Genomic DNA, 21,881 nt, shown 5'->3' with positions numbered 1-21,881 from the left:
GATCTCGATGTACCGCCATAGCGATGTACACCGGCTGTCGGGTTGAATACCGCCATGCTTGAACTCGCCATCCTCGGATTCCTCTACGACGCCTCGCTGCACGGCTACGAGCTGCGCAAGCGCATCGCCGCGCTCACCGGGCACGTCAAGCCCGTGGCGGAGGGCTCGCTGTATCCGGCGATCAAGCGGCTGGAGTCGGCGGGGCTGCTCGCCCGGGAGACCCGGCCGGGCTCCGGAGCGGCCCCGCGGCACGTCCTCTCCCTGACGGCGCACGGCCGCGCGGAGCTGCGGCACCGCCTCGCGGAGCCGGCCGACAACGACATCACGGACGAGAACCGCTGGTTCACGGTGCTCGCGTTCCTCCGCCACCTGGGCGAACCGGCGGGGCAGGCCGCCGTCCTGGAACGGCGGCTCGCCTTCCTCCAGCAGCCGGCGAGCTTCTTCTACGCCGGCGACCGGCCCCTGCATGCCGAGGAGATCGAGGACCCCTTCCGGCGGGGTGTGCTCACCATCGCCCGCGCCACCAGCCGCGCGGAGCTGACCTGGCTGCGCGAGACGATCGGCTCACTCCGCCGCGTCTGAGGCGGCCGGTGTGTGCGGCACCGGGCACGTGCCGGGCCCCGCACCTCGCCGGACGGCGGGGAAGGTGCCCAGCTCCGCAACGGCATACCCGTTGGGATAGCCCTTGATCTCGGGGTTCTGGCGCACGAAGTGCGGGACGCGGCGCGGCGGGAGGAGGCGTACGGCCTTGGCACGCGCCCGCAGGGCTCCGCGGACCAGGGCGCGGGCGGCCGGATGCGGCTGCTCGTAGCGGAACGCCTGCAGCAGGGAGTCGTCGAGCAGGGCACGGCTCGCGCCGCGCACGAGCGGGGCGAGCGGGCGCGGGTACCAGGAGGCCATCAGGTCGAGCGTGGCGTCGGACACGCGCCTGCCGCCCTCGTCCCAGCCGAAGTGCGCGGCCTCGTACGCGTCCAGGCAGCGCTCGAACTCCGCGTAGGACTCCGGGATGTCCTGGATGCCCATGTGCTTGCCGAGGGTGCGGTAGTACGCCGCGATGGCATGCCGCTCGTGTCCGGAGAACCGGCGCCAGCCGTACGCGTCGACCCACCTTCCCGGGATGACGACGAAGGTGCACAGGACGTAGCGCATGTCGTCGTTGCTGATGTCATAGCCGCGGTGCATCTGGTTGATCCGGCGGATCGCCGTCCGGCCGCTCTCGCTGTCGAATCCGTGCTCCACGACGGCGTCGAGGAGGAGGGCGGTGTCGTCGTACCGCTTCTGTGTGCGGTCGCAGAACTCGCCCGTGCCGGCCAGGAGGCGGCCGATGGCGGGCACTGCGTAGGTCCGGTAAAGGGCGAGTTCCAGCGCGCGGGTGATGTCCCACGGGAACTCCAGGGTCGCCATCATCCGGTAGATCTCGAAGAAGTCCCGCTCGGGATCCATTCCCCGGATCTCCTTGAGCCGGTCATAGCGCTTCACTCGGCGGTCGCCCCTTCGTTCGTCGGTGGTTCAACTCTACGGGTGGCGGGCACACTTGAACGACCACGACCCGGACGCTCGCGGAGGCAGGTGACGATCGGTGCTGGACAAGCTCCGCAAGCGCATCGAGGGGGCCTGGCAGCCGCCGAAGCCCCCGCCGCCCGCCGCGCGGCAGCGCAATCTCTTCGAGGCGGCCGCCGCCTATGTGGTGGCGTGCGCCGAGGACGATCACGACAGAAGCGCGGAGGCGGCCCGCTGGGTCTCCCCGGAGGCGCTCTGCTTCGGGGTGAACGAGCTCGCGTGCCGGGCGGTCGTCGCCCTCGCCCGTGAACACGACGAGACGCCGCAGCACATGGCGCGCAAACTGCTGGGCTTGCCCGCCGCCTGAGGCCCGGCCGCGCATCGCACACAGAACGGCATCCGTGACGCGCCCCTCACGCATGCCCGGGCCCGGGTGGCGGAGGCCGTCGCACGCCGCTGGGCGTTTGTTCCCGAAGCCGTCACCTTGAAGGCGTGTACATGTCATGCGGGCCGTCCTACATTTCCCTCACGCCCCCGGCCGCCGCCCCGCCCGGCAGCTTCCCCGCCGGCGCCGGCCTGCCCGCCCGCCCGTACGGAGGACACCGTGCCCGCCGCACCCACCCGCGCCCCCGGCCCGCACCGCCCCCGCCGCCGTCACCTCGGCGCCCTGGCCACGGCCTTCGGTCTCGCAGCCGTCTCCGTCGGCCTGTGGGGTCCGGACTCCTCCGCCGCGGCGGCCGTGCCCACCCCGGACCACGTCGTGGTCGTCGTCTTCGAGAACCACGCCTACAGCCAGGTCATGGGCAGCTCCAGCGCTCCCTACATCAACTCCCTCGCCGCCGGAGGGGCCAGTCTGACGGCGTCGTACGCCGAGACGCACCCCAGCCAGCCCAACTACTACGCGCTGTTCTCCGGGGACACCCAGGGCGTCACCGACGACAGCTGTGTCACCCCGGGCTTCAGCGACGAGCCCAACCTCGCCTCCGAACTGGTCGCCACGGGCAGGAGCTGGGCCAGCTACAACGAATCCCTGCCGGCCGAAGGATCCACCACCTGCAAGAGCGGCAAGTACGCGCAGAAGCACAACCCGTGGTTCGGTTTCAGCAACGTGCCCACCAGCACCGCGCACACCATGAGCGCCTTCCCCTCCGACTACGGCAAGCTGCCGACGGTCTCCTTCGTCGTGCCGAACCTCTGCAGCGACATGCACGACTGCTCCGTCGGCACCGGCGACACCTGGCTGAAGAACAACCTCAAGGGCTATGCGGACTGGGCCGCGACCCACAACAGCCTGCTCCTCATCACCTTCGACGAGGACAACCGGCTCAGCGGCAACCGCATCCCGACCGTCTTCTACGGACAGCCCGTCAAGGCGGGTTCCACCTCCGGCACCACCTGCAACCACTACGACGTCCTGCGCACCATCGAGGACATGTACGGCACCGCGCACGCCGGGCACGCAGCAGGCGCCAAGGACATCACCGGCATCTGGACCAGCTGACCGTGTACCTCGCGGACAGCCGCACCGCTGCGTGCGTCCCCGACACCGCCGGCCGGGCCCCCTCCCCCGGCCGGCGGGCCGCCGTCCCCGCGACCGTGCTCGCCCTGGGCACCGTCAGCCTCGTCACGGACGTCTCATCAGAGATGGTGACCGCCGTCCTGCCGCTCTACCTGGTGGCCGAACTCGGGCTGTCGCCGCTGGGCTTCGGCCTCCTGGACGGCATCCACAACGGCGTCAGCGCGCTCGTACGGCTGATGGGCGGCAGGTTCGCCGACCACGGTCCGGGCGGCCACAAGGCCGTGGCCGCCGCCGGCTACGGACTCTCCGCCCTGTGCAAGCCGCTGCTGCTCGTCGTGCACAGCGTGCCGCTGATCGGCGCGGTGCTCGCCGCCGACCGTACGGGCAAGGGCCTGCGCACCGCACCCCGCGACGCCATGATCTCGCTGGCCTGCGAACCGGCCGGGCGGGGCCGCGCCTTCGGCGTGCACCGCGCGATGGACACCGCGGGCGCGCTGCTCGGCCCCCTGATCGCCTTCCTCATCCTGCGGGCGGCGGCCGGCGGATACGACGCCGTGTTCACCGTGAGCGGCTGCGTGGCCGTCCTCGGCGTACTCGTCCTCCTGCTCTTCGTGCCCGGCCGCGCCGCCTCCCGCGGGCACCGCACACCGGCGGGCAAGGCGCCCCTGCGAGACGTCTCGCGCCGCCCGGAGGTCCGCCGGCTGACGGTCTGCGCGGCGCTGCTGGGGCTGACCACCGTCAGCGACTCGTTCCTGTACCTCACGCTGCAGCGCCGGCTGGACCTGTCCGAGGCCTGGTTCCCGCTCCTGCCCCTGGGTACGGCCACGGCCTTCCTCCTGCTGGCCGTCCCCCTGGGTGCCGTCGCCGACCGCTTCGGCCGGCGACGGCTGTTCCTCTGCGGCCACCTCGCGCTCCTGGGGGCGTACGCGGTGCTCCTCGTCCCGCTCGGCGACTCGCCCGCCCTGCTGTGGCCGGCGCTCGCCCTGCACGGCGGCTTCTACGCGGCCACGGACGGCGTTCTGGCGGCCGCCACGGCCGATGCCGTCCCGGAGGCCGTCCGCGGCAGCGGGCTCGCCGTCGTCCAGACCGGGCAGGCGGCCGCCCGCTTCGTCTGCTCGCTGGCTTTCGGTGCCGCCTGGACGGCGTGGGGCGACCGCACGGCGCTGGGGGCGGCAGCGGCCGGTCTCGCCGTCTCCGCGGCCGTCAGCGCACTGCTGCTGCGCCCTGCGAGACCCCTGCCCGCGGACGGCCCTCCGGCACCCGCCCGCTGAACCACGAGGACCGCCCTGATGAACCTCAAGAACCGTCTCCTGATCCTCGTCGCGGCCGTGCTGGTCCTGGGCGGTGTCGCACTGGCCGCCACGCTGCACGCCGCCGGCCGGGGCGCCGAGAAGGACCGGGCGCGGCCGGGCGGCCCACGAGTCGGCCGCGGCGAGGTCGTCCTGGACGCGCCGGGCCGGAGCGTCTTCCGGAACATGGCCTGGGGGCCGCACCGCGACGAGATCGCCTCGGTGCCCGCCGCCGACCCGGCGGGGCCCCGCACCTCGTCCGGCGTGCGCTGCCTGCGCTTCCATGCGGCCGGCGGGACGGGGATCTGCCTGCAGGCGGTGCACGGCAGGCTCCGGGACGGCTACCGGGCCGTCGTCCTGGACGCCCGGCTGCGCGAGCTGCGCCGCTACGACCTGGCCGGCGTGCCGACGCGGGCCCGGGTATCCCCCAGCGGCCGCTCCGTCGCCTGGACCGTCTTCGTCAGCGGGGACTCGTACGCGGGGACGAACTTCTCCACCCGCACCTCCGTCCTTGACCTGGACGGCTGGACGCTGGACCGCAACCTGGAGGACTACCGGTTCTTCCTGGACGGCCGGCTCCACAAGGCGGCGGACATCAACGTCTGGGGCGTCACCTTCGCCGACGACACGCACTTCTACGCGACCGTCGCCACGGGCGGGCGCACGCACCTGGTGCGCGGCGACCGCGCCGAGCGGACACTGCGCTCGCTGCACCCCAATGTCGAGTGCCCGTCCCTCTCGCCGGACGGGACACGCGTGGCGTACAAGAAGCGCGTCGAGGGCGCGCCCGACGACGCGCCCTGGCGGCTGTACGTCCTGGATCTTCGTACCTTGCGCGAGACCGCGACGGCCGAGCGGCGCAGCGTCGACGATCAGGCGGTGTGGCGGGACGGGCACACCCTCGTCTACGCGCTGCCCGGCGACTACGGATCGGATCTGTGGTCCGTCCCGGCGGACGGATCCGACAGCCCGCGGGTCACGATGCCCGCGGCGCTGGCGCCGGCCTTCACCGGCTGACCCCGCCCGGGGACCGTCAGCGTCCCAGCTCCTTGCGCGACACCCGGCGCAGCCTCTTGCGCTGCGAGGAGTCCAGCAGGAGATACGCGCCGACCGGCACCCCGACCATCACCAGCAGGGCGGCCCAGAAGGGCAGCAGCCACAGCAGGATGACTCCGACCGCAACGCCTCCGACGGCGACCTTGGCCCTGTTGCTCATGTCCCTGCCTCCTTCGCGACGGCTGCCGCTCTGTCCGTGAGAACGCCCGGCGGCGGCGCCTGGTTCCTCACCCGGTCCGCAGCGGGGCGCCCACCGCGTGCATGTGGTGCAGCGCCTGGCGGTACGAGTCGACGATTCCAGTCTCGGTGTACGGCAGCCCCGACGCGCGGCAGTGCGCGCGCACAAGCGGCCGGGCGAGGCGCAGGTGGGGGCGCGGCATGCTGGGGAAGAGGTGGTGCTCGATCTGGTAGTTCAGCCCGCCCATGAGCCAGTCGGTGACGGGGCCGCCGCGTACGTTGCGCGAGGTGAGGACCTGGCGGCGGAGGTGGCCCCGGCGTGCGCCGTCGTCCGGGTCCGGCATCTCCATGCCCTTGTGGTTGGGGGCGAAGACCATGCCGAGGTGGAGGCCGAAGAGGGCGTGGTGGACGAGGGCGAAGGCGAGGGCCTTGCCCGGGGACATCGCGGACAGCAGCAGGGTGGCGTAGCCGGCCGCGTGGAGGGCCAGGAGTACGGCCTCCGTCCGCCGTTCCGCCGGGCTGTGCCGTTTGAGGCCACGCACGCTCGAGATCTTCAGGTTGATGCCTTCGAGCAGGAGCATCGGGAAGAAGAGGCGGGCCTGGTTGCGGGTGAGCCACCGCGTGAAGCCCTGCCGCTGCGCGGCCTGCCGCTCGGTCCACACGAGTGCCCCCACGCCGACGTCGGGGTCCTTGTCGACGTGGTTGGGGTTGGCGTGGTGGCGGTTGTGCTTGTCGTTCCACCAGGCGTAGCTCATGCCCAGCAGCAGGTCCGCGTGGACGAGGCCGATCAGCCGCCCGGTGCGCCGGGTGCCGGTTATCTGGGCGTGTCCGCTGTCGTGTCCGACGAAGGCGGTGCGGGCCCAGAACAGGGCGGCGGGCACGGCCAGCAGGAGGGTCCACCAGGAGTCGCCCGAGAGCACGATCCCGGCGGCCGTGGCGGCGAGCGCGAGGAGGTTCGCGGCGATGCTGCGCGCGTACCAGCCTCTCCGGCGTTCGAGGAGGCCCTGTCCCCGGACCTGGCGGAGGAGCGGGGCGAAGTCGCTGCCTGCAGCGGGTTCCGCGAGCAGCGTGGTGGCCTGGGGCATGGGTTCTCCGGACGGTCGGCAGGCTGGGCTGGGCTGACCTCATCGAACGTACGGACCGGGGTCGGCCGCTGCCATGGAGTCACCACCCGGTTCCTGCGGGGGTAAGCCCCCGGAGCGCATAGGGGGGTTGAGTGCACCTCACTTCCGGCGTGTGGCGCGGCTCACCTCGCGGAGGCCTTCGCCCGGAGCCGGCGTCCTGTACCCTCGGCCGCCCGGACCCCGACTAGTCAAATTTGAGGAATGCGCAGCGCTGTGACACCGCCCTCTGCCGCAACACCCTCCGAGATCTCCCGGCTCGCCCGGTGCCCGGCGGTCTTCCTCCCCGGAGACCCCGCACGCACCGGCCGGGTGGCCTTCCTGCTCCCCGACGACGAACCGCCCGCCTCCCCCGATGCCGCCGAGGACCTGACCATCGCCGTCCCGGACGGCACCGACGTCACCACCACGACCGTACGGGCCACCGTGCTGCCCGTACGCGACGCCCTGCCGGTCCTCACCCGCGCCCGGGCCGCGCGGGCCGACGAGGCGGCCGCCTTCTGGGGCTCCGCCGCCGTGCTCGCCCTGCAGATGGCCGCGCGCGGACGCCTGCTGCCCGGCCTGTCGGAGACCGATCACGACGCGTGGCGGGTCGGCCCGCTCACCGCCGACGACCTGCACCGGGTGCGCGACCTGGCCGCCGCGATGCCGCCCGCGGCGCACGCCGTGCCGCTCCCGGGCCCCGGCCCCCTGCTGCTGCCCGAGCCCGAACTGCTCCTGCGGTCCTTCCTGGACGCCGTCGCCGACGGGCTGCCCCGCTCCCCCGCCGCGGCCCTCGCGGCCGGCGGCCCCGCCTTCGCCGCGCCCGAGCCGCGCCGCCTGCCCGAGCAGCGCGCGTGGGCCGCCGGCGTCGCCGCGGGCCACGATGCGGGCGTACGGCTCTCGCTGCGCGTCGAGGTGCTGGGAGCCCTCGCCGGGGAGGACGCGGCCCCCCGCTTCCGGGCCGTGCTCCAGCTGCACAGCCTCTCCGACCCCGCGCTCGTCGCGGACGCCGCCGAGGTGTGGTCCGGAGAGTCGCCCACAGCCGCCGCGCTCGGCCGGGACGCGCGGATGAAGGCGCTCCTCGCGCTGCGCCGGGCCGCGAGCGCCTGGCCGCCGCTCACCCCGCTGCTCTCCGCCGCGGTCCCCGACGCCGTCGACCTCGCCGACGAAGAGGTCGGCGAGCTGCTGGGGGCGGCCTCCGCGGCGCTGGACGCCACCGGGGTCGAGGTGCACTGGCCCAAGGAACTCGTCCGCAACTTCACCGCGCGGGCCTTCGTAGGCCCCCCGGAGGACGACGGCGCGGGGCCGGACCACGAGCGGTCCGGCATGCCGTCGCTGCTCTCGGCCGACGCGCTGCTGACCTTCGGCTGGCGCTTCGCCGTCGGCGGCCTGGAGCTGACGCAGGCCGAGCTGGACCGGCTCGCGGAAGCGGGCCGCCCCGCCGTACGGCTGCGCGACCAGTGGGTCCTGGTCGACCCCGAGGCGGTGCGCCGCGCCCGCGAGCGGCGGGACCGCAAGCTCACACCGGTCGAAGCCCTGGGCGCGGCGCTGACCGGCCGTGCACCCGCGGAGGAGGGCGACGAGGACGGCCCGCAGGTCGACGTCCGGGCCACCGGCTGGCTCGCCGCGCTCCGCGACCGCATCGCCGACCCCGAGCGGTCCCGGGAACCCGTACCCCAGCCCGCCGGGCTCGCCGCCACGCTGCGCGACTACCAGCTGCGCGGCCTGGACTGGCTCCACCGGATGACCTCCCTCGGGCTCGGCGGCTGCCTGGCCGACGACATGGGCCTGGGCAAGACCATCACCCTCATCTCGCTCCACCTGCACCGGCAGACGCTGCCCGGGGCGGCCGGCCCCACGCTGGTGGTCTGCCCGGCGTCCCTGATGGGCAACTGGCAGCGGGAGGTCGAACGGTTCGCGCCCGGCACCCCCGTACGCCGCTTCCACGGCCCGGCACGGTCCCTGGAGGGGGTGTCCGACGGGGAGTTCGTGCTGACGACGTACGGCACCATGCGCCTCGACGCCCGGCGGCTGTCCGGCACCCCCTGGGGCCTGGTCGTCGCCGACGAGGCCCAGCACGTCAAGAACCCGTACTCCGACACCGCGAAGCAGCTGCGCACCATCGGCGCGAAGGCGCGCGTGGCGCTGTCCGGCACGCCCGTGGAGAACAACCTCTCCGAGCTGTGGGCGATCCTCGACTGGACGACGCCCGGGCTGCTCGGCCCGCTGAGCCGGTTCCGCAGGCGCTACGCCCAGGCCGTCGAGGGCGGCGCGGACCCCGCCGCGGCCGAGCGCCTCGCGACGCTGGTCCGCCCGTTCCTGCTGCGCCGCCGCAAGTCCGACCCCGGCATCGCGCCGGAGCTGCCGCCGAAGACCGAGACGGACCGCGCGGTCACGCTCACCAAGGAACAGGCGGGCCTGTACGAGGCCGTGGTGCGGGAGGTCCTCGCCGAGATCGAGGGCGCGGACGGCTTCGAGCGGCGCGGCCTGATCGTCAAGCTCCTGACCGGCCTGAAGCAGATCTGCAACCACCCGGCGCAGTTCCTCAAGGAGAAGTCCCCGGCGATCGCCGGCCGCTCGGGCAAGGTCGAGCTCCTGGACGAGCTGCTGGACACGATCCTCGCCGAGGGCGCGAGCGTGCTGGTGTTCACGCAGTACGTGGCGACCGCACGCCTCCTGGAGCAGCACCTGGGCGCCCGGGGCGTCCCCACGCAGCTCCTGCACGGCGGCACGCCCGTGCCGCGCCGCGAGGAGATGGTGCGCCGCTTCCAGGACGGCGAGGTGCCCGTCTTCCTGCTGTCGCTCAAGGCGGCCGGTACGGGCCTGAACCTCACCCGGGCCGGGCACGTCGTGCACTTCGACCGGTGGTGGAACCCGGCCGTCGAGGCGCAGGCGACCGACCGCGCGTACCGGATCGGCCAGACGCAGCCGGTGCAGGTGCACCGGTTCGTCACCGAGGGCACGGTCGAGGACCGCATCGCCGAGATGCTCACCCGCAAGCAGGCCCTGGCGGACGCCGTCCTCGGCACCGCCGAGGCGGCCGTCACCGAACTGACCGACGCCGAGCTGGCGGATCTCGTCGCACTGAGGGGGAACGGACGTTGAGCGGACAGGACGCCACCGAGAGGGCGGAGCGCACCTTCGAGGCGCTGCCGCCCGAGCACGCGCGGAGCTCCGCACGGACCTGGTGGGGCCGGGCGTGGCTCAAGGCGCTGGAGGACACGGCCCTGGACGGGCAGCAGGTGAAGGCCGGGCGCAGGCACGCGCGCGCGGGCGCGGTGGGCGCGGTCTCGGTGCGGCCGGGGCGCGTCACAGCCGTCGTACGGGACCGCGACGGCACTCCGTACCGCGCCGACGTGGTGGTGCAGGAGTTCGGTGCGGCCGACTGGGAGCGCCTGCTGGAGCTGGTGGCGGGTCAGGCGGGACACATCGCCGCGCTGCTCGACCGCGACATACCGCCGCACCTGGCCGAGGACGCGCTCGCGGCGGGGGTGGAACTGCTGCCGGGCATCGGGGACCTGGAGCCGGAGTGCACGTGCGGGGCGTGGGACCACTGCGCGCACACGGCGGCTCTGTGCCACCAGATGGCACTGCTGCTCGACCAGGACCCGTTCGTCCTGCTGCTGATGCGCGGCCGCGGGGAACGCGAGCTGCTGGAGCAGCTGCAGGCGCGCAACGCCGCGCGCGGATCCGGCGGCGGGCCGGGACAGGATGCCGGAGCGCCCTCCGGGGTGTCTGCGGCCGAGGCGTTCGCGACGGCTTCCTTCGTGGCTCCGCTGCCGGATGCGCCTCCCGCCGTGGAGGGACCGGCGCGCCCTCCGGTGCTCAGCGGCGACGTGGCGCCCGCCCCCGGGCTGGATCCCGCGGCACTGGAGTTCCTGGTCGCGGACGCCGCGGCCCGGGCCCGGCAGTTGCTGGCCGAGGCGCTGGCCACCGGTCATGAGGGCACTCCCGTCGCCGGGGAGCTCACGCTGTGGGAGGACGCCGTGCGCCTGGCGGCGGCCGGCGCGGACGACCGCGTCACCGCCCGGCTCGCGGAGGGCTGCGGGCGGGAGAGGGCCGAGCTCGCGCGGGCGGTGCGCGCCTGGGAGTACGGCGGTCCGGCCTCCCTCGCCGTACTGGAGGAGGAGTGGACCCCGGAGGGCGAGGGGCTCGCACGCGCCCGCGCCCGGCTGACCGGCGCCTGGGAGGAGGAGCAGGCACCGCAGTTGCGGGCCGAGCGCAACCGGTGGACCGCGGTCGGCACTTCCGCACAGCTGCGCTACGGAAGGGACGGCTGGTGGTGGCCCTACCGCAAGGAGGGCGGCCGCTGGCTGCCCGCGGGGCCCTGTGACCACGATCCGGCGGCCGCGCTCGCCGCGCTCCTCACCGACGACCGGTGATTCAAAGGCAAGGGAGAGCGAAAAGGGATCTTTCATAGGCAACCCCGAGGATTTTGCCTATCAGCGACAGAATATGGTGATCTACAGTTCAATCACCTTCTCATCACCGAAAGGCCCTTTGGGATGGCTTTCGCCCTGCTCCGCCGGTTCACGCGCCCCTCCCGCCCGGAGGCCGCGCCGATTCCGCTCGGAGCGGGGGCCCTCGACTGCATCGTCGTGGAGCCGATGCAGTCGCCCCTGCACAGAGCCGAGGTCTCCGTGCGGGACGCGGGCGGCCGCGAAGTGGTGCGCGGTCAGACCGACCCGCACGGCCGCTTCGCGACGACCGTCGCCCCCGGTGAGTACAGCGTCTCGGTGACGGCCGAAGGCTTCCGCCCCGTCCTGCGCACCGTCACCTGCACCGAGGAGACCCGCACCTCGCTCGGCACCCTCGCGATGGAGCTCGCCCCGGCACCGCCCATGCCCGCGCCGGGCGCGTGGCGCATCGACCCGGACCACACGGCGGTGCGCTTCATCGCCCGGCACATCGGCCTCGCCGAGGTGCACGGCCGCTTCAACCGCTTCGAGGGCACCCTCTGGATCACGGAGGACCTGCGGCACTCCCGCATCGACGTCGTGATCGACACGGCCAGCATCGACACCGGGGTCGCACAGCGCGACGAGCACCTGCGCTCGCCGGAGTTCCTGGACGTCGCCAACTACCCGTACATGCAGTTCACCAGCGAGCACTTCGTGCATCGCGGCGGCTCGCACTGGACGGTGCAGGGCGTGCTCAACCTGCACGGCGTCAGCCGGAACATCGCCCTCGACACCCGCTACCTGGGGCTCGGCACCGGCATCATGGGCGAGACCCGCACGGCCTGCTCGGCCTCCACCGAGCTGCACCGCGAGGACTTCACCCTGGACTGGCGTTCCATGCTCCGGCGCGGCATCGCCATGATCGGCGCGACCATCAGGATCGAGCTGGACATCCAGGCCGTTCCGGAGCAGCAGCCGCCGGCCGGCTGACGTCCCGTACGCCCCCTGGCCGCGCACCCGGCGGTGAACCCGGCCGTCAGCCCCGGCCGCCGTTGCCCGCGAACGGGAGCAGGCCCGAAGGGAGGCCGCTCGGCAGGCTCGTGGGCAAGGACGTGGGCAGACCGCTGGGCAGACCGGACGGCAGGGCGGTCGGCCATTGCGACGGAAACCCGCTCGGGACGGTGAGCGAAGGCGACGACGTCGCCGCGCCCGGGCCGCCGGGCTCGCTCCCGCCGCCCGGCCTGCCCGGCTCCGTGCTCTTGCCGCCGACGACCAGGAAGGTCCCCAGGCCGAGCCCGGCCGCCGCCACCAGGGCGACGACGAGCAGTGCGGCACGCCGACCGCCGCCGCCCCGGCGCGGAGGCGGGGGCGGCGGCGTGCCCCACGGCGGCTGGGCGGGGCCGAAGCCGCCCGGAGGAGGACCCGCAGGCGGCCCGTACGGCGGTCCAGGTGGAGTGGCCATGCGGCCAGCGTCCCGCCGGACGGGCACGCACCGGCGGGCGGTGACGGAACCGCTACACGTTCCACCCCGGACCCGGACATTCCGTGCGGCGCTCAGCCCGCCGCGCGCAGGAACCCCTCCAGGCCGGCCAGATCGTCGGTGTTGAGCACGTCCACGCCGGCGGAGAGCAGTTCCCGCCACACGGCCTCGCGCGCCGGGCCCGGCCGGTCGGGTGTGGCCCAGAACCGCACGCGCCGGCCCTCGGCGTGCGCGGCGGACACGATCCGCCGGAGCCGGGCCCGCTCCGCGGCCGGCATCGGGCCGACGCCCTGCCAGCCGAAGCCGGCGCTCCAGTTGTCGCTCACCAGAGGGATGAACGACGCGGGCGAACCGCCGCCCAGATCGGCGAGCCGGCCGTCGTAGAAGGCGTGCCGCAGCCGCTCCCCGGCCATCGGCCCCCGCGCGCCGCGGTCACCCGAGACGACCGCCGTGACGGCACCGCGGCGGATCCGCCCGTCGGCGCAGGACGTGAACAGCGTGCCGTAGCGGCGCAGGCGCCGCGAGAGCTCCCGATAGGCCGCCGCGCCGTCGGTCTTGATGTCGACGAGGAGCTGCAACGAGAGGTTGTGGCCCGGGTAGACGCGGCCGTGACCGGCTCTGACCCGGCGCTCCAGCGGGTCGAGGTAGAGGGCTTCGAGCGTGCGGGACGGGTCGAGGCCCGAGGCGTCGTGGGCGACGAGCAGCCGGCCGCCGACGAGCCATATGTCCGCCTCGACGCTGCCGAACCCGTGGGAGAGCGCATCGGCGAGGGGGTGGGTGTGCTCGTAGTCGTTGTGCGCGTGCGCCCGGCGCAGGGGCGGTGCGTCCGGCGCGCCGGACGCATCGCGCCCCGCCGCCGGCCCGGCGAGGGCCGGGGTGGCGGAGCCCGGGGTCGCGAAGGACCCCGTGAGCGCGGCGCCGAGGGCGGCTCCTAGGCCGACGACGGCTGAGCGGCGCGTGCGAAGACTCATGGCGGCTCTCCCAGTTCTCCAGGAACTCCCGGGCCGGTGTGTGCCAGTGTGCCGCGGTGCGTGCACCTGCCGGCACCTGTGAGTATCCGGGCCGGACAGGCCTCTGGGCAGAGATGTGCCGAGAGTTACCTGCGTCGACGTCGGCGCGTTGCCTGTCGTTCTTTCGGGGCATGGTGAACTGTTCTGCTACGTGCCAGAGTTGACGGGACCTCTGGGGTGACTGTGAAGAGACGCAGAAGAAGCACGCGCTCGGTACTGACGATTCTGGTGGCATGGGCCGCGCTGATCGGCGGCGGAGGCCTCGCTCGGGCGGATGCCGGCGACCGGCCCGTACTGCAGTACCGCTCCCTGGCACCGGTCGCACCGGGCGTGGAGTACCGCGAGTTCTCCCTGCCGGGCTCCCACGGCCCGGCGTACGGGCACATGCTGAGGGTCGATCTGAGCCGACCCGACGTCTCGCTCGACCTGCTCCACCCGGGCTCCGTCGCCGCGAGGTCGACGGTCTCCCGGATGACGGCCGACGAGGACGCGGTCGCCGGGGTCAACGGCGACTTCTTCAATATCACGGAAACCCAGCACCCGGGGGTCGAGGCGACGGGCGCACCGGTCGGGCCCTCCATCGCGAACGGCCGCCGCCTCGGCGCGGCCGTGCCGAACGGGCAGCGCTTCGGACCGGCGATGCCTCCCGGTGTGAACACCCGGGACGTCATCGGCCTCGGCACCGACGACAGGGGCCGGCTGGACCGGCTCACCCTGGAGGGCACCGTGACCGCCGAGGGCAGGACGCTGCCGCTGCGCGGCCTGAACCAGTACGCCCTGCCGGTCGGCGGCATCGGCGTGTACACCCCCTCCTGGGGCACGGCCTCACGGGTCCGCGCCACCTGCGGCACGGACACCAGCAGGGGCGCGCCCTGCACCGACGAGACCCACGAACTGACCGTCCGGAACGGCAAGGTGACGGCCTCGGCGCACAAGCCCGGCCGCGGCGCGATCGCCTCCGGCACGCTGGTGCTCGTCGGGCGGGACGCAGGAGCCCGGGAGCTGCGCAAGCTCAAGGTCGGTGACGCCGTGCGCGTCCACGACCGGCTGAAGCCGGCGCACGGCGGCGCGCTGCGCTTCGCCATCGGCGGCTTCCCCGTGCTGCGCGACGGCCGGCCGCTCTCCGGGCTCGACGGTGCGACCTCCGCCGTGCGGACCGCCGCGGGCCTGAGCGACGAGGGGCGGCTGTTCTACCTGCTGGCGCTGGACGGAGCCGCCGACTACCGGACGGGACTCACGGTCGCCGAGCTCGCCGACCTGATGCGCGATCTGGGTGCGAACGACGCCGTCAACCTGGACGGCGGCGGGTCGAGCACACTGGTCACCCGCGATCCGGACAGCGGCCGGACGCTGGTCCGCAATCATCCGTCCGGCGGGGCCGAGCGGCCGGTGGCAAACGGCATCGGCGTTTTCCTCCGAACGTAACATCATCGATCAATCCACCCTTTTGAGTGACTGCGCCCACCTATATCCCACTGCTAGCTTCGGGGGCGGCCAGGGGAATTCTTCAGCAGGCCCGCAGCGGCCTGTTTCCATAACGGATGGGTGGGCATTCGCATATGACGACGTCAGTGGAGACCGGCACCGACGGCAATAACGGTCCCGGCCGGCTGAGCCTGGGCACCGAGGCCGCACGGAATCTGGCGACCACGACAAAGTCCGTTCCGCAGATGCAGGGAATCACCTCGCGGTGGCTGCTGCGGATGCTGTCCTGGGTACACGTCCCGGGCGGTACGTACCGGGTCAACCGGCGTCTGACGCACACCCTCGGCGACGGCCGGGTGGAGTTCGTCTCGACCGGTGCCGACGTCCGGGTCATCCCGGCGGAGCTGGGCGAGCTCCCGCTGCTGCGCGGCTTCGACGACCCCGAGGTGCTCGAAGCGCTCGCGGGCCGCTTCACCCAGCGGGAGTTCCGCCCGGGCGACGTCGTCGTGGAGGCCGGGCAGCCGGCGGACCAGGTGGTCCTGATCGCCCACGGCAAGCTCAACAAGATCCGCGAGGGCGAGTACGGCGATCCGGCCGTCCTCGGCGTCCTGGCCGATGGCGGCTACTTCGGCGACCGGGCCCTGGCCGCTGCGTCGGAGAGCAACTGGGACTTCACCGTCAAGGCCGTCACCGCCTGCACCGTGCTGACGATGCCGCGCCAGGCGTTCCACGAGGTCATGGAGGGGGCGGCCGGGCTGCGGTCCCACGTGGAGGCGTTCCGCGCCACCACCGCCCGCCCGCAGAACGAGCACGGCGAGTCCGCGATCGCCGTGGCCTCCGGCCACTCGGGCGAGCCGGCGCTGCCGGGCGTCTTCGCCGACTACGAGCTCTCCCCCCGCGAGTACGAGCTGAGCGTCGCCCAGACCGTGCTGCGTGTCCACACGCGCGTCGCCGACCTCTACAACGAGCCCATGAACCAGGTCGAGCAGCAGCTGCGGCTGACCATCGAGGCCCTGCGCGAGCGGCAGGAGCACGAGATGGTCAACAACCGCCGGTTCGGCCTGCTGCACAACGCGGACCTCAAGCAGCGCATCCACACCCGCAGCGGCCCGCCCACCCCGGACGACCTCGACGAGCTGCTGGCCACGGTCTGGAAGGACCCGAGCTTCCTGCTGGCCCACCCGCGGACGATCGCGGCCATCGCCCGGGAGTTCAACCGCCGGGGCGTCTATCCGGACCCCGCCGCCGTCGGCGGCCACTCCGTGCCCGCCTGGCGTGGAATTCCCATCTTCCCGTGCAACAAGATCCCGATTTCCGAGAACGGCACCAGTTCCGTGCTCCTGATGCGCACCGGAGAGGAATCCCGGGGTGTCGTCGGGCTGCACCGGACGGGAATTCCCGATGAATACAAGCCGAGCCTCTCGGTGCGCTTCATGGGCATCAGCGAACAGGCCATCATCTCCTACCTGGTGAGCGCCTACTACTCCACCGCCGTGCTGGTGCCGGACGCCCTCGGAATTCTGGAGAACGTCGAAATCGGCCACTGACCCCGGCCACCGGTCCCCGGCCGCAGCCGCCGGGGACCGCCCGCACCACGCACCGCACCGCGAATCCGCGCCCCGTACCGCATACAGATGGGTGATCACCAGCTATGACCACGTCAGTGGAGTCCGGCCAGGTCGCATCGGCCACGGAGGCACAGCTCAGCCTCGGCACCACAGCGGCACGCCAGCTCGCCACGACGACCAAGTCCGTACCGCAGATGCAGGGGATCTCCTCCCGCTGGCTCCTGCGCGTGCTGCCCTGGGTGCAGGTGTCCGCCGGCACCTACCGGGTGAACAGGCGGCTCACGTACACCGTGGGGGACGGCCGGGTCGAGTTCATCTCCACCGGCTCGGAGGTCCGGGTCATCCCGCCGGAGCTCGGGGAGCTCCCGCTGCTGCGGGACTTCGGGGACAACGACACGCTGGAGGCGCTGGCGGACGGCTTCGTCCAGCGCGAGTACGCGGCGGGCGACACCCTCGTCGAAGCCGGCGCCCCGGCCGACCACATCTTCCTCGTCGCCCACGGCAAGCTCAACAAGACGGGCACCGGCAAGTACGGCGACGAGACCGTGCTCGGCGTGCTGGCCGACGGGGACTACTTCGGCGAGCAGGTCCCTCTGGAGCCGGACGGCACCTGGGGGTTCACCGTCCGCGCCGTCACGCGCTGTACGGTCCTGGCCCTTCCCCTGCAGGCCTTCCAGGCGCTGGCCGAGCGGTCGGAGGCGCTGCGCGAGCACGTCGCGGCGTACGCCTCCCGCCCGGCGCGGGCGCAGAACAAGCGCGGTGAGGCCGACATCGCCATCACCTCGGGCCACATCGGCGAGCCCGCCATCACCGGCACCTTCGTCGACTACGAGCTCTCCCCCCGCGAGTACGAGCTGAGCGTCGCCCAGACCGTGCTCCGGGTCCACACCCGCGTCGCCGACCTCTACAACGACCCGATGAGCCAGCTCGAGCAGCAGCTGCGGCTGACGGTCGAGGCGCTGCGCGAGCGCCAGGAGCACGAGATCGTCAACAACCGCGAGTTCGGCCTGCTGCACAACGCGGACATGAGCCAGCGCATCCACACCCGCAGCGGCCCGCCCACCCCCGACGACCTCGACGAGCTGCTGGCGCGCCGCCGCAAGACCCAGTTCCTCCTCGCCCACCCGCGCACCATCGCCGCGTTCGGCCGCGAGTGCACCAGCCGGGGTCTGTACCCGCAGTCCATCGACGTCCTGGGCTCCTCGGTGCGCTCGTGGCGCGGAGTGCCGCTGCTGCCCTGCAACAAGATCCCGGTGAGCGAGTCGGGGACGAGCTCGATCCTCGCCATGCGGACCGGCGAGGACAACCAGGGCGTCGTGGGCCTGCACCAGACCGGCATCCCGGACGAGTTCCAGCCGAGCCTCAACGTCCGGTTCATGGGCATCAACGAGCAGGCGATCTCCTCGTACCTGGTGAGCGCCTACTTCTCGGCGGCGATCCTGGTGCCGGACGCCCTGGGCGTCCTGGAGGACGTCGAGATCGGCCGCTAGGAGCAACGAGCGCCGGAAGCGGCGGGCGCCGGAAGCACGACCGGCGGAATCCCGGGCCGGGTCCCCCTGACAGCGGGGCCCGGCCCGGGCGTCGTCAGGGCCGTACGCCGCTCACGATGCGCGTCGTGGTGGCCAGGCCGTCGGAGATGGTCGGCGCGATGCTCGTACTCGCGAGGAGAAAGCCGAGCAGGACGCAGACCAGGGCGTTCGACATGCGCAGCGAGCCGCTGCGCATGAACACGACCACCAGGACGAGCAACAGCAGGACCACGGAGATCGAAATGGCCATGGCGAACCTCCTCGGCGGAGCGGTTGTCCGTCAGTCTGGCCCACACAGCGCCCCGGCCCGGGGCAGCAGGTGTACTCCATTCAGGTACGAGCGTGGCCGTCCGGGTCGGTGCGCTCGGCAGGCAGGCCGTCCGCGGGGTGCCTAGGCTGGCGGAATGAGCCGCACAGCCGCCGACAGCAGGCCTTCCGCGGAGCGGCCCGCACCGGTTCCGCAGGGCCGGGAGAGCGGGGAGCGCGAGTCCGCGTGGCGGCGGCTGCTGCACCGGGTGCCGAACGGATTTGCGATCTTCTTCGGCGCCCTCGGCCTGTTCTGTGCGATCACTTCCCTGATCATGCCGCTGCGGCGGGCGGCGCTGCCGCTGACGGAGGCGCTGGACACGCTGACCGTCCCCACCGCCCCGAACCTGGCCTACGCCGTCTTCCTGCTGCTCCTCGCGGCGGCGATGGCCGCCCGCAAGCGGGTCACGCTCTGGTTCGTCCTCGCCTATCTGAGCCTGCTTCTGGTCGCGGACGTCCTGCTGCTGGTGGTGGGTTACTGGGACACGATCCCCTCGCTCGTGCTGTGCGTGGCCGCGATGGCGCTGCTGATCCTGGCCCGCCGGGAGTTCTACGCGGCGTCACGGCGGGGCGCGTTCCTGCGGGCCTCGCTCGTGCTGGCGGCGGGGCTCGCGGTGGCCATCCTGGTGGGCTGGGGCCTGGTGTCGCTGTTCCCCGGCACGCTGGAGCCCGGGGGCGGCAACCGGCTGCTGTTCGTCGCCAACAAGGTGTGCGGCGGGCTGGTGAGCGGGCGGCACTTCACCGGCCACCCGCCGCACTGGCTGTACTTCCTGCTCGGGCTGCTCGGCGCGCTGGCGCTGCTCAACGCCGCCATGTCGCTCTTCCGCTCGCAGCGCCTGGAGGCGGCACTCCACGACGACGAGGAGCCCCGGATCCGCGCCCTGCTGGCCCGCTACGGCGGCCGGGACTCGCTGGGCTACTTCGCGACCCGCCGGGACAAGGCGGTGGTCTTCTCCCCCAGCGGCAAGGCGGCGGTGACCTACCGGGTGGAGGCGGGCGTCTGCCTGGCCTCCGGCGACCCGCTGGGCGATCCGGAGGCGTGGACGCCGGCGATCGACGCGTGGCTGGAGGTCGCGGGCCGCTACGGCTGGCAGCCGGCCGTGATGGGGGCCAGCGAGGCGGGCGCGAAGGCGTACGCCCGCTCGGGCCTGGGCGCGCTCCAGCTCGGGGACGAAGCGATCCTGCAGGTCGCCTCGTTCGACCTGGACGGGCGCGAGATGCGGGTGACGCGGCAGGCCGTCAACCGCGTGGAACGCACCGGTGCCACCGTCCGCATCCGCCGCCACTCGGCGCTCACCGACGAGGAGATGCGCGAGGTCATCCACCGCGCGGACGCCTGGCGGGACACCGAGACCGAGCGTGGCTTCTCGATGGCGCTGGGACGGCTCGGCGATCCTGCCGACGGCGACTGCCTGCTGGTGGAGGCGTTCGACAGCGAGGGGACGATGATCGCCCTGCTGTCGTTCGTGCCGTGGGGGCGGGACGGGGTCTCGCTCGACGTGATGCGCCGTGACCGGGCCGCGCCCAACGGCGTCATGGAGTTCATGGTCACCCAGTTGTGCGCGCAGGCCGGGCGGTTCGGCGTGAAGCGCATCTCGCTGAACTTCGCGGTCTTCCGCTCCGCGTTCGAGGAGGGCGCGCGGATCGGTGCGGGGCCGGTGCTGCGGCTGTGGCGCAAGCTCCTGCTGTTCTTCTCCAAGTGGTGGCAGCTGGAGGCCCTCTACCGCTCGAACGTGAAGTACAACCCGGAGTGGCACCCGCGCTTCCTGTGCTACGCGGACGCGGGCGCCCTGGCGCGGATCGGGCTCGCCGCCGGCATCGCCGAGGGGTTCGTCGCGGTGCCCAGCCTGGGCCAGCTGTGGAACCGCGGGCGGGCCCGGGGCATCACCAGCCCGGCGTCCACCGCCGGGCTGCCGCCGCTCTCCGAGCTCGGCCTGGAGACCGGGGCCGAGGAGGCGGGGCGGGACGGGCTCGCGGGCCTGCCGGAGCAGGTGCGGGTGCGGCGGCGGAAGCTGGAGCTGCTGCGGGCGGCGGGCGTGGAGCCGTATCCGGTCGACGCCCGCCGTACGCACACCCTCGCCGCGATCCGCGCCGCCCACGCGGGGCTCAAGCCGTCCTCCCGCACGGGCGAGCGGGCGACGGTGACCGGCCGCGTGCTGCTGGTCCGCAACCACGGCGGCGTCGCGTTCGCCGTCCTCCGCGACTGGTCCGGCGACCTGCAGCTGACCTTCACCCGGGAGGACTGCGGCCGGGAGGGGCTGCGGCGCTTCGCCACGCACGTCGACCTCGGCGACCACATCGAGGCGGAGGGCGAGATCGGCACCACCGACCGCGGCGAGCTCACCGTCTTCGTCGGCAGCGCCCGGATGACCGCGAAGTGCCTGCGCCCCCTGCCCGACAAGCGGCACGGCCTGAGCGACCCCGAGGCACGGGTGCGCATGCGCTACGTGGATCTGACCGTCTCGCCGGAGGCGCGCAAGACGGTGCAGGCGCGCAGCGCGGCCGTGCAGGCGCTGCGCCAGGGGCTGCTCGACCGCGGCTTCCTGGAGGTGGAGACGCCCATGCTCCAGCAGATCCACGGCGGCGCCAACGCCCGGCCGTTCACCACGCACATCAACGCCTACGACCTCGACCTGTACCTGCGGATCGCGCCGGAGCTCTACCTGAAGCGGCTGTGCGTGGGCGGCATGGAGAAGGTCTTCGAAATGGGCCGCACGTTCCGCAACGAGGGCGTGTCGTACAAGCACAATCCGGAATTCACGATGCTGGAGGCGTACCAGGCGTTCGCGGACTACGACGTGATGCTCGACCTGACGCGCGAGCTGATCCAGGCCGCCGCCGTCGCCGCCCACGGGTCGGCCGTGGCGCTGCGGGCGGACGCCGGGGGCAGGCCGGTCGAGCACGACATCTCGGGGCCGTGGCCGGTGAAGACCGTCTACGGCGCGGTCTCCGAGGCGCTCGGCGAGCAGATCGACGCGGACACTCCGGTGGGGGCGCTGCGGCGGCACTGCGACGCGGCCGGGGTGCCGCACCGGCCGGAGGACGGGCGCGGGGACATCGTGCTGGAGATGTACGAGCGGCTGGTCGAGGAGCGCACCCAGTTGCCCGTCTTCTACAAGGACTTCCCCACCGACGTCTCGCCGCTCACGCGCCCGCACCGCGACGATCCGCGGCTCGCCGAGCGCTGGGACCTGGTGGCCTTCGGCACCGAGCTGGGCACCGCGTACTCGGAGCTGATCGACCCCATCGAGCAGCGGCGCCGGCTGACCGCGCAGTCGCTGCTGGCGGCGGGCGGCGACCCGGAGGCGATGGAGCTGGACGAGGACTTCCTGCGGGCGCTGGAGTACGCGATGCCGCCGACGGGCGGGCTCGGGATCGGGGTGGACCGGCTGGTGATGTTCCTGACGGGGCTGTCGATCCGGGAGACGCTGCCGTTCCCGCTGGTACGCAGGCGCTGACCGCGGGAGGGACCCCGCACAGACACCTCAAAGACTCCCTTTGAGGAGAGGATAGAATCCT

At 73.1% G+C, this 21,881-nt stretch carries 18 protein-coding genes; 12 read left to right on the top strand and 6 right to left on the bottom strand.

Annotation, left to right across the window (positions count from 1 at the left end; all coding sequences use genetic code 11):
• Positions 1–54 precede the first annotated feature (54 nt).
• A complete protein-coding gene (locus NQU55_RS07760; RefSeq protein ID WP_168095836.1) occupies positions 55–582 on the top strand; it encodes a PadR family transcriptional regulator in 528 nt (175 codons plus the stop codon).
• Here the strand turns inward: NQU55_RS07760 and NQU55_RS07755 are convergent.
• Positions 565–1,479: an oxygenase MpaB family protein gene (locus NQU55_RS07755; RefSeq protein ID WP_168095837.1), complete on the bottom strand. Its 915-nt coding sequence runs from the start codon at positions 1,477–1,479 to the stop codon at positions 565–567. The genes NQU55_RS07760 and NQU55_RS07755 overlap by 18 nt on opposite strands.
• Positions 1,480–1,603: 124 nt before the next feature.
• Here NQU55_RS07755 and NQU55_RS07750 point away from each other — a divergent pair, with 124 nt between their 5' ends.
• The 4 genes from NQU55_RS07750 to NQU55_RS07735 all read left to right on the top strand — a co-directional run bounded on the left by NQU55_RS07750 (position 1,604) and on the right by NQU55_RS07735 (position 5,325).
• Positions 1,604–1,867, top strand: coding sequence for a hypothetical protein (locus NQU55_RS07750; RefSeq protein WP_256790190.1), 264 nt, complete (start codon positions 1,604–1,606; stop codon positions 1,865–1,867).
• Between the two features lie 300 nt (positions 1,868–2,167).
• On the top strand, positions 2,168–3,001 hold the full coding sequence (locus NQU55_RS07745; RefSeq protein WP_256790189.1) for an alkaline phosphatase family protein: 834 nt from the start codon (positions 2,168–2,170) through the stop codon (positions 2,999–3,001).
• A gap of 2 nt (positions 3,002–3,003) precedes the next feature.
• Positions 3,004–4,290, top strand: a complete 1,287-nt coding sequence (locus NQU55_RS07740) for an MFS transporter (RefSeq protein WP_256790142.1) — start codon at positions 3,004–3,006, stop codon at positions 4,288–4,290.
• 18 nt (positions 4,291–4,308) lie between these two features.
• Positions 4,309–5,325: a TolB family protein gene (locus tag NQU55_RS07735; RefSeq protein ID WP_256790140.1), complete on the top strand. Its 1,017-nt coding sequence runs from the start codon at positions 4,309–4,311 to the stop codon at positions 5,323–5,325.
• 16 nt (positions 5,326–5,341) lie between these two features.
• On the opposite strand, the gene NQU55_RS07730 is transcribed toward NQU55_RS07735, so the two are convergent.
• A complete protein-coding gene (locus tag NQU55_RS07730) occupies positions 5,342–5,524 on the bottom strand; it encodes a tail-anchor membrane protein (RefSeq protein ID WP_168097070.1) in 183 nt (60 codons plus the stop codon).
• 67 nt (positions 5,525–5,591) lie between these two features.
• A complete protein-coding gene (locus NQU55_RS07725; protein ID WP_256790139.1) occupies positions 5,592–6,626 on the bottom strand; it encodes an acyl-CoA desaturase in 1,035 nt (344 codons plus the stop codon).
• A gap of 240 nt (positions 6,627–6,866) precedes the next feature.
• Between NQU55_RS07725 and NQU55_RS07720 the strand changes: the two genes are divergently transcribed.
• From NQU55_RS07720 to NQU55_RS07710, 3 genes are all read left to right on the top strand, one after another.
• Entirely contained in the window at positions 6,867–9,749 is a 2,883-nt protein-coding gene (locus NQU55_RS07720; RefSeq protein WP_168092511.1) for an SCO1167/SCO6262 family helicase, read from the top strand.
• Positions 9,746–11,026, top strand: coding sequence for an SWF or SNF family helicase (locus NQU55_RS07715; protein ID WP_168092510.1), 1,281 nt, complete (start codon positions 9,746–9,748; stop codon positions 11,024–11,026). Before NQU55_RS07720 ends, NQU55_RS07715 begins: the two co-directional genes overlap by 4 nt.
• A gap of 123 nt (positions 11,027–11,149) precedes the next feature.
• Positions 11,150–12,034, top strand: a complete 885-nt coding sequence (locus tag NQU55_RS07710) for a YceI family protein (RefSeq protein WP_168092509.1) — start codon at positions 11,150–11,152, stop codon at positions 12,032–12,034.
• A 46-nt stretch (positions 12,035–12,080) separates the two neighbouring features.
• On the opposite strand, the gene NQU55_RS07705 is transcribed toward NQU55_RS07710, so the two are convergent.
• Both NQU55_RS07705 and NQU55_RS07700 read right to left on the bottom strand, forming a co-directional pair.
• Positions 12,081–12,506, bottom strand: a complete 426-nt coding sequence (locus NQU55_RS07705; protein WP_168092508.1) for a hypothetical protein — start codon at positions 12,504–12,506, stop codon at positions 12,081–12,083.
• Positions 12,507–12,598: 92 nt separating this feature from the next.
• Entirely contained in the window at positions 12,599–13,495 is an 897-nt protein-coding gene (locus NQU55_RS07700; protein WP_168092507.1) for a phosphatidylinositol-specific phospholipase C/glycerophosphodiester phosphodiesterase family protein, read from the bottom strand.
• Between the two features lie 267 nt (positions 13,496–13,762).
• Between NQU55_RS07700 and NQU55_RS07695 the strand changes: the two genes are divergently transcribed.
• From NQU55_RS07695 to NQU55_RS07685, 3 genes are all read left to right on the top strand, one after another.
• Positions 13,763–14,959, top strand: coding sequence for a phosphodiester glycosidase family protein (locus NQU55_RS07695; RefSeq protein ID WP_256790136.1), 1,197 nt, complete (start codon positions 13,763–13,765; stop codon positions 14,957–14,959).
• 134 nt (positions 14,960–15,093) lie between these two features.
• Positions 15,094–16,506 (top strand): family 2B encapsulin nanocompartment shell protein, encoded by a 1,413-nt coding sequence (locus tag NQU55_RS07690; RefSeq protein WP_168092505.1) that lies wholly within the window; start codon positions 15,094–15,096, stop codon positions 16,504–16,506.
• 104 nt (positions 16,507–16,610) lie between these two features.
• A complete protein-coding gene (locus tag NQU55_RS07685) occupies positions 16,611–18,017 on the top strand; it encodes a family 2B encapsulin nanocompartment shell protein (RefSeq protein WP_168092504.1) in 1,407 nt (468 codons plus the stop codon).
• Positions 18,018–18,111: 94 nt separating this feature from the next.
• Here NQU55_RS07685 and NQU55_RS07680 read toward each other — a convergent pair whose 3' ends face one another.
• On the bottom strand, positions 18,112–18,306 hold the full coding sequence (locus tag NQU55_RS07680) for a hypothetical protein (RefSeq protein ID WP_058042787.1): 195 nt from the start codon (positions 18,304–18,306) through the stop codon (positions 18,112–18,114).
• A 154-nt stretch (positions 18,307–18,460) separates the two neighbouring features.
• Between NQU55_RS07680 and lysX the strand changes: the two genes are divergently transcribed.
• Positions 18,461–21,820 carry a bifunctional lysylphosphatidylglycerol synthetase/lysine--tRNA ligase LysX gene (lysX, locus tag NQU55_RS07675; protein WP_168092503.1) on the top strand — a complete coding sequence of 1,120 codons (3,360 nt, stop codon included), beginning with the start codon at positions 18,461–18,463 and terminating at the stop codon, positions 21,818–21,820.
• The last annotated feature ends 61 nt before the right edge of the window (positions 21,821–21,881 follow it).

This window comes from Streptomyces telluris (assembly GCF_024519335.1).
Taxonomy (GTDB): Bacteria; Actinomycetota; Actinomycetes; order Streptomycetales; family Streptomycetaceae; genus Streptomyces; species Streptomyces telluris.
Note: the sequence above shows the minus strand (reverse complement) of the source record. Positions and strands in the feature narration are given on the sequence as shown.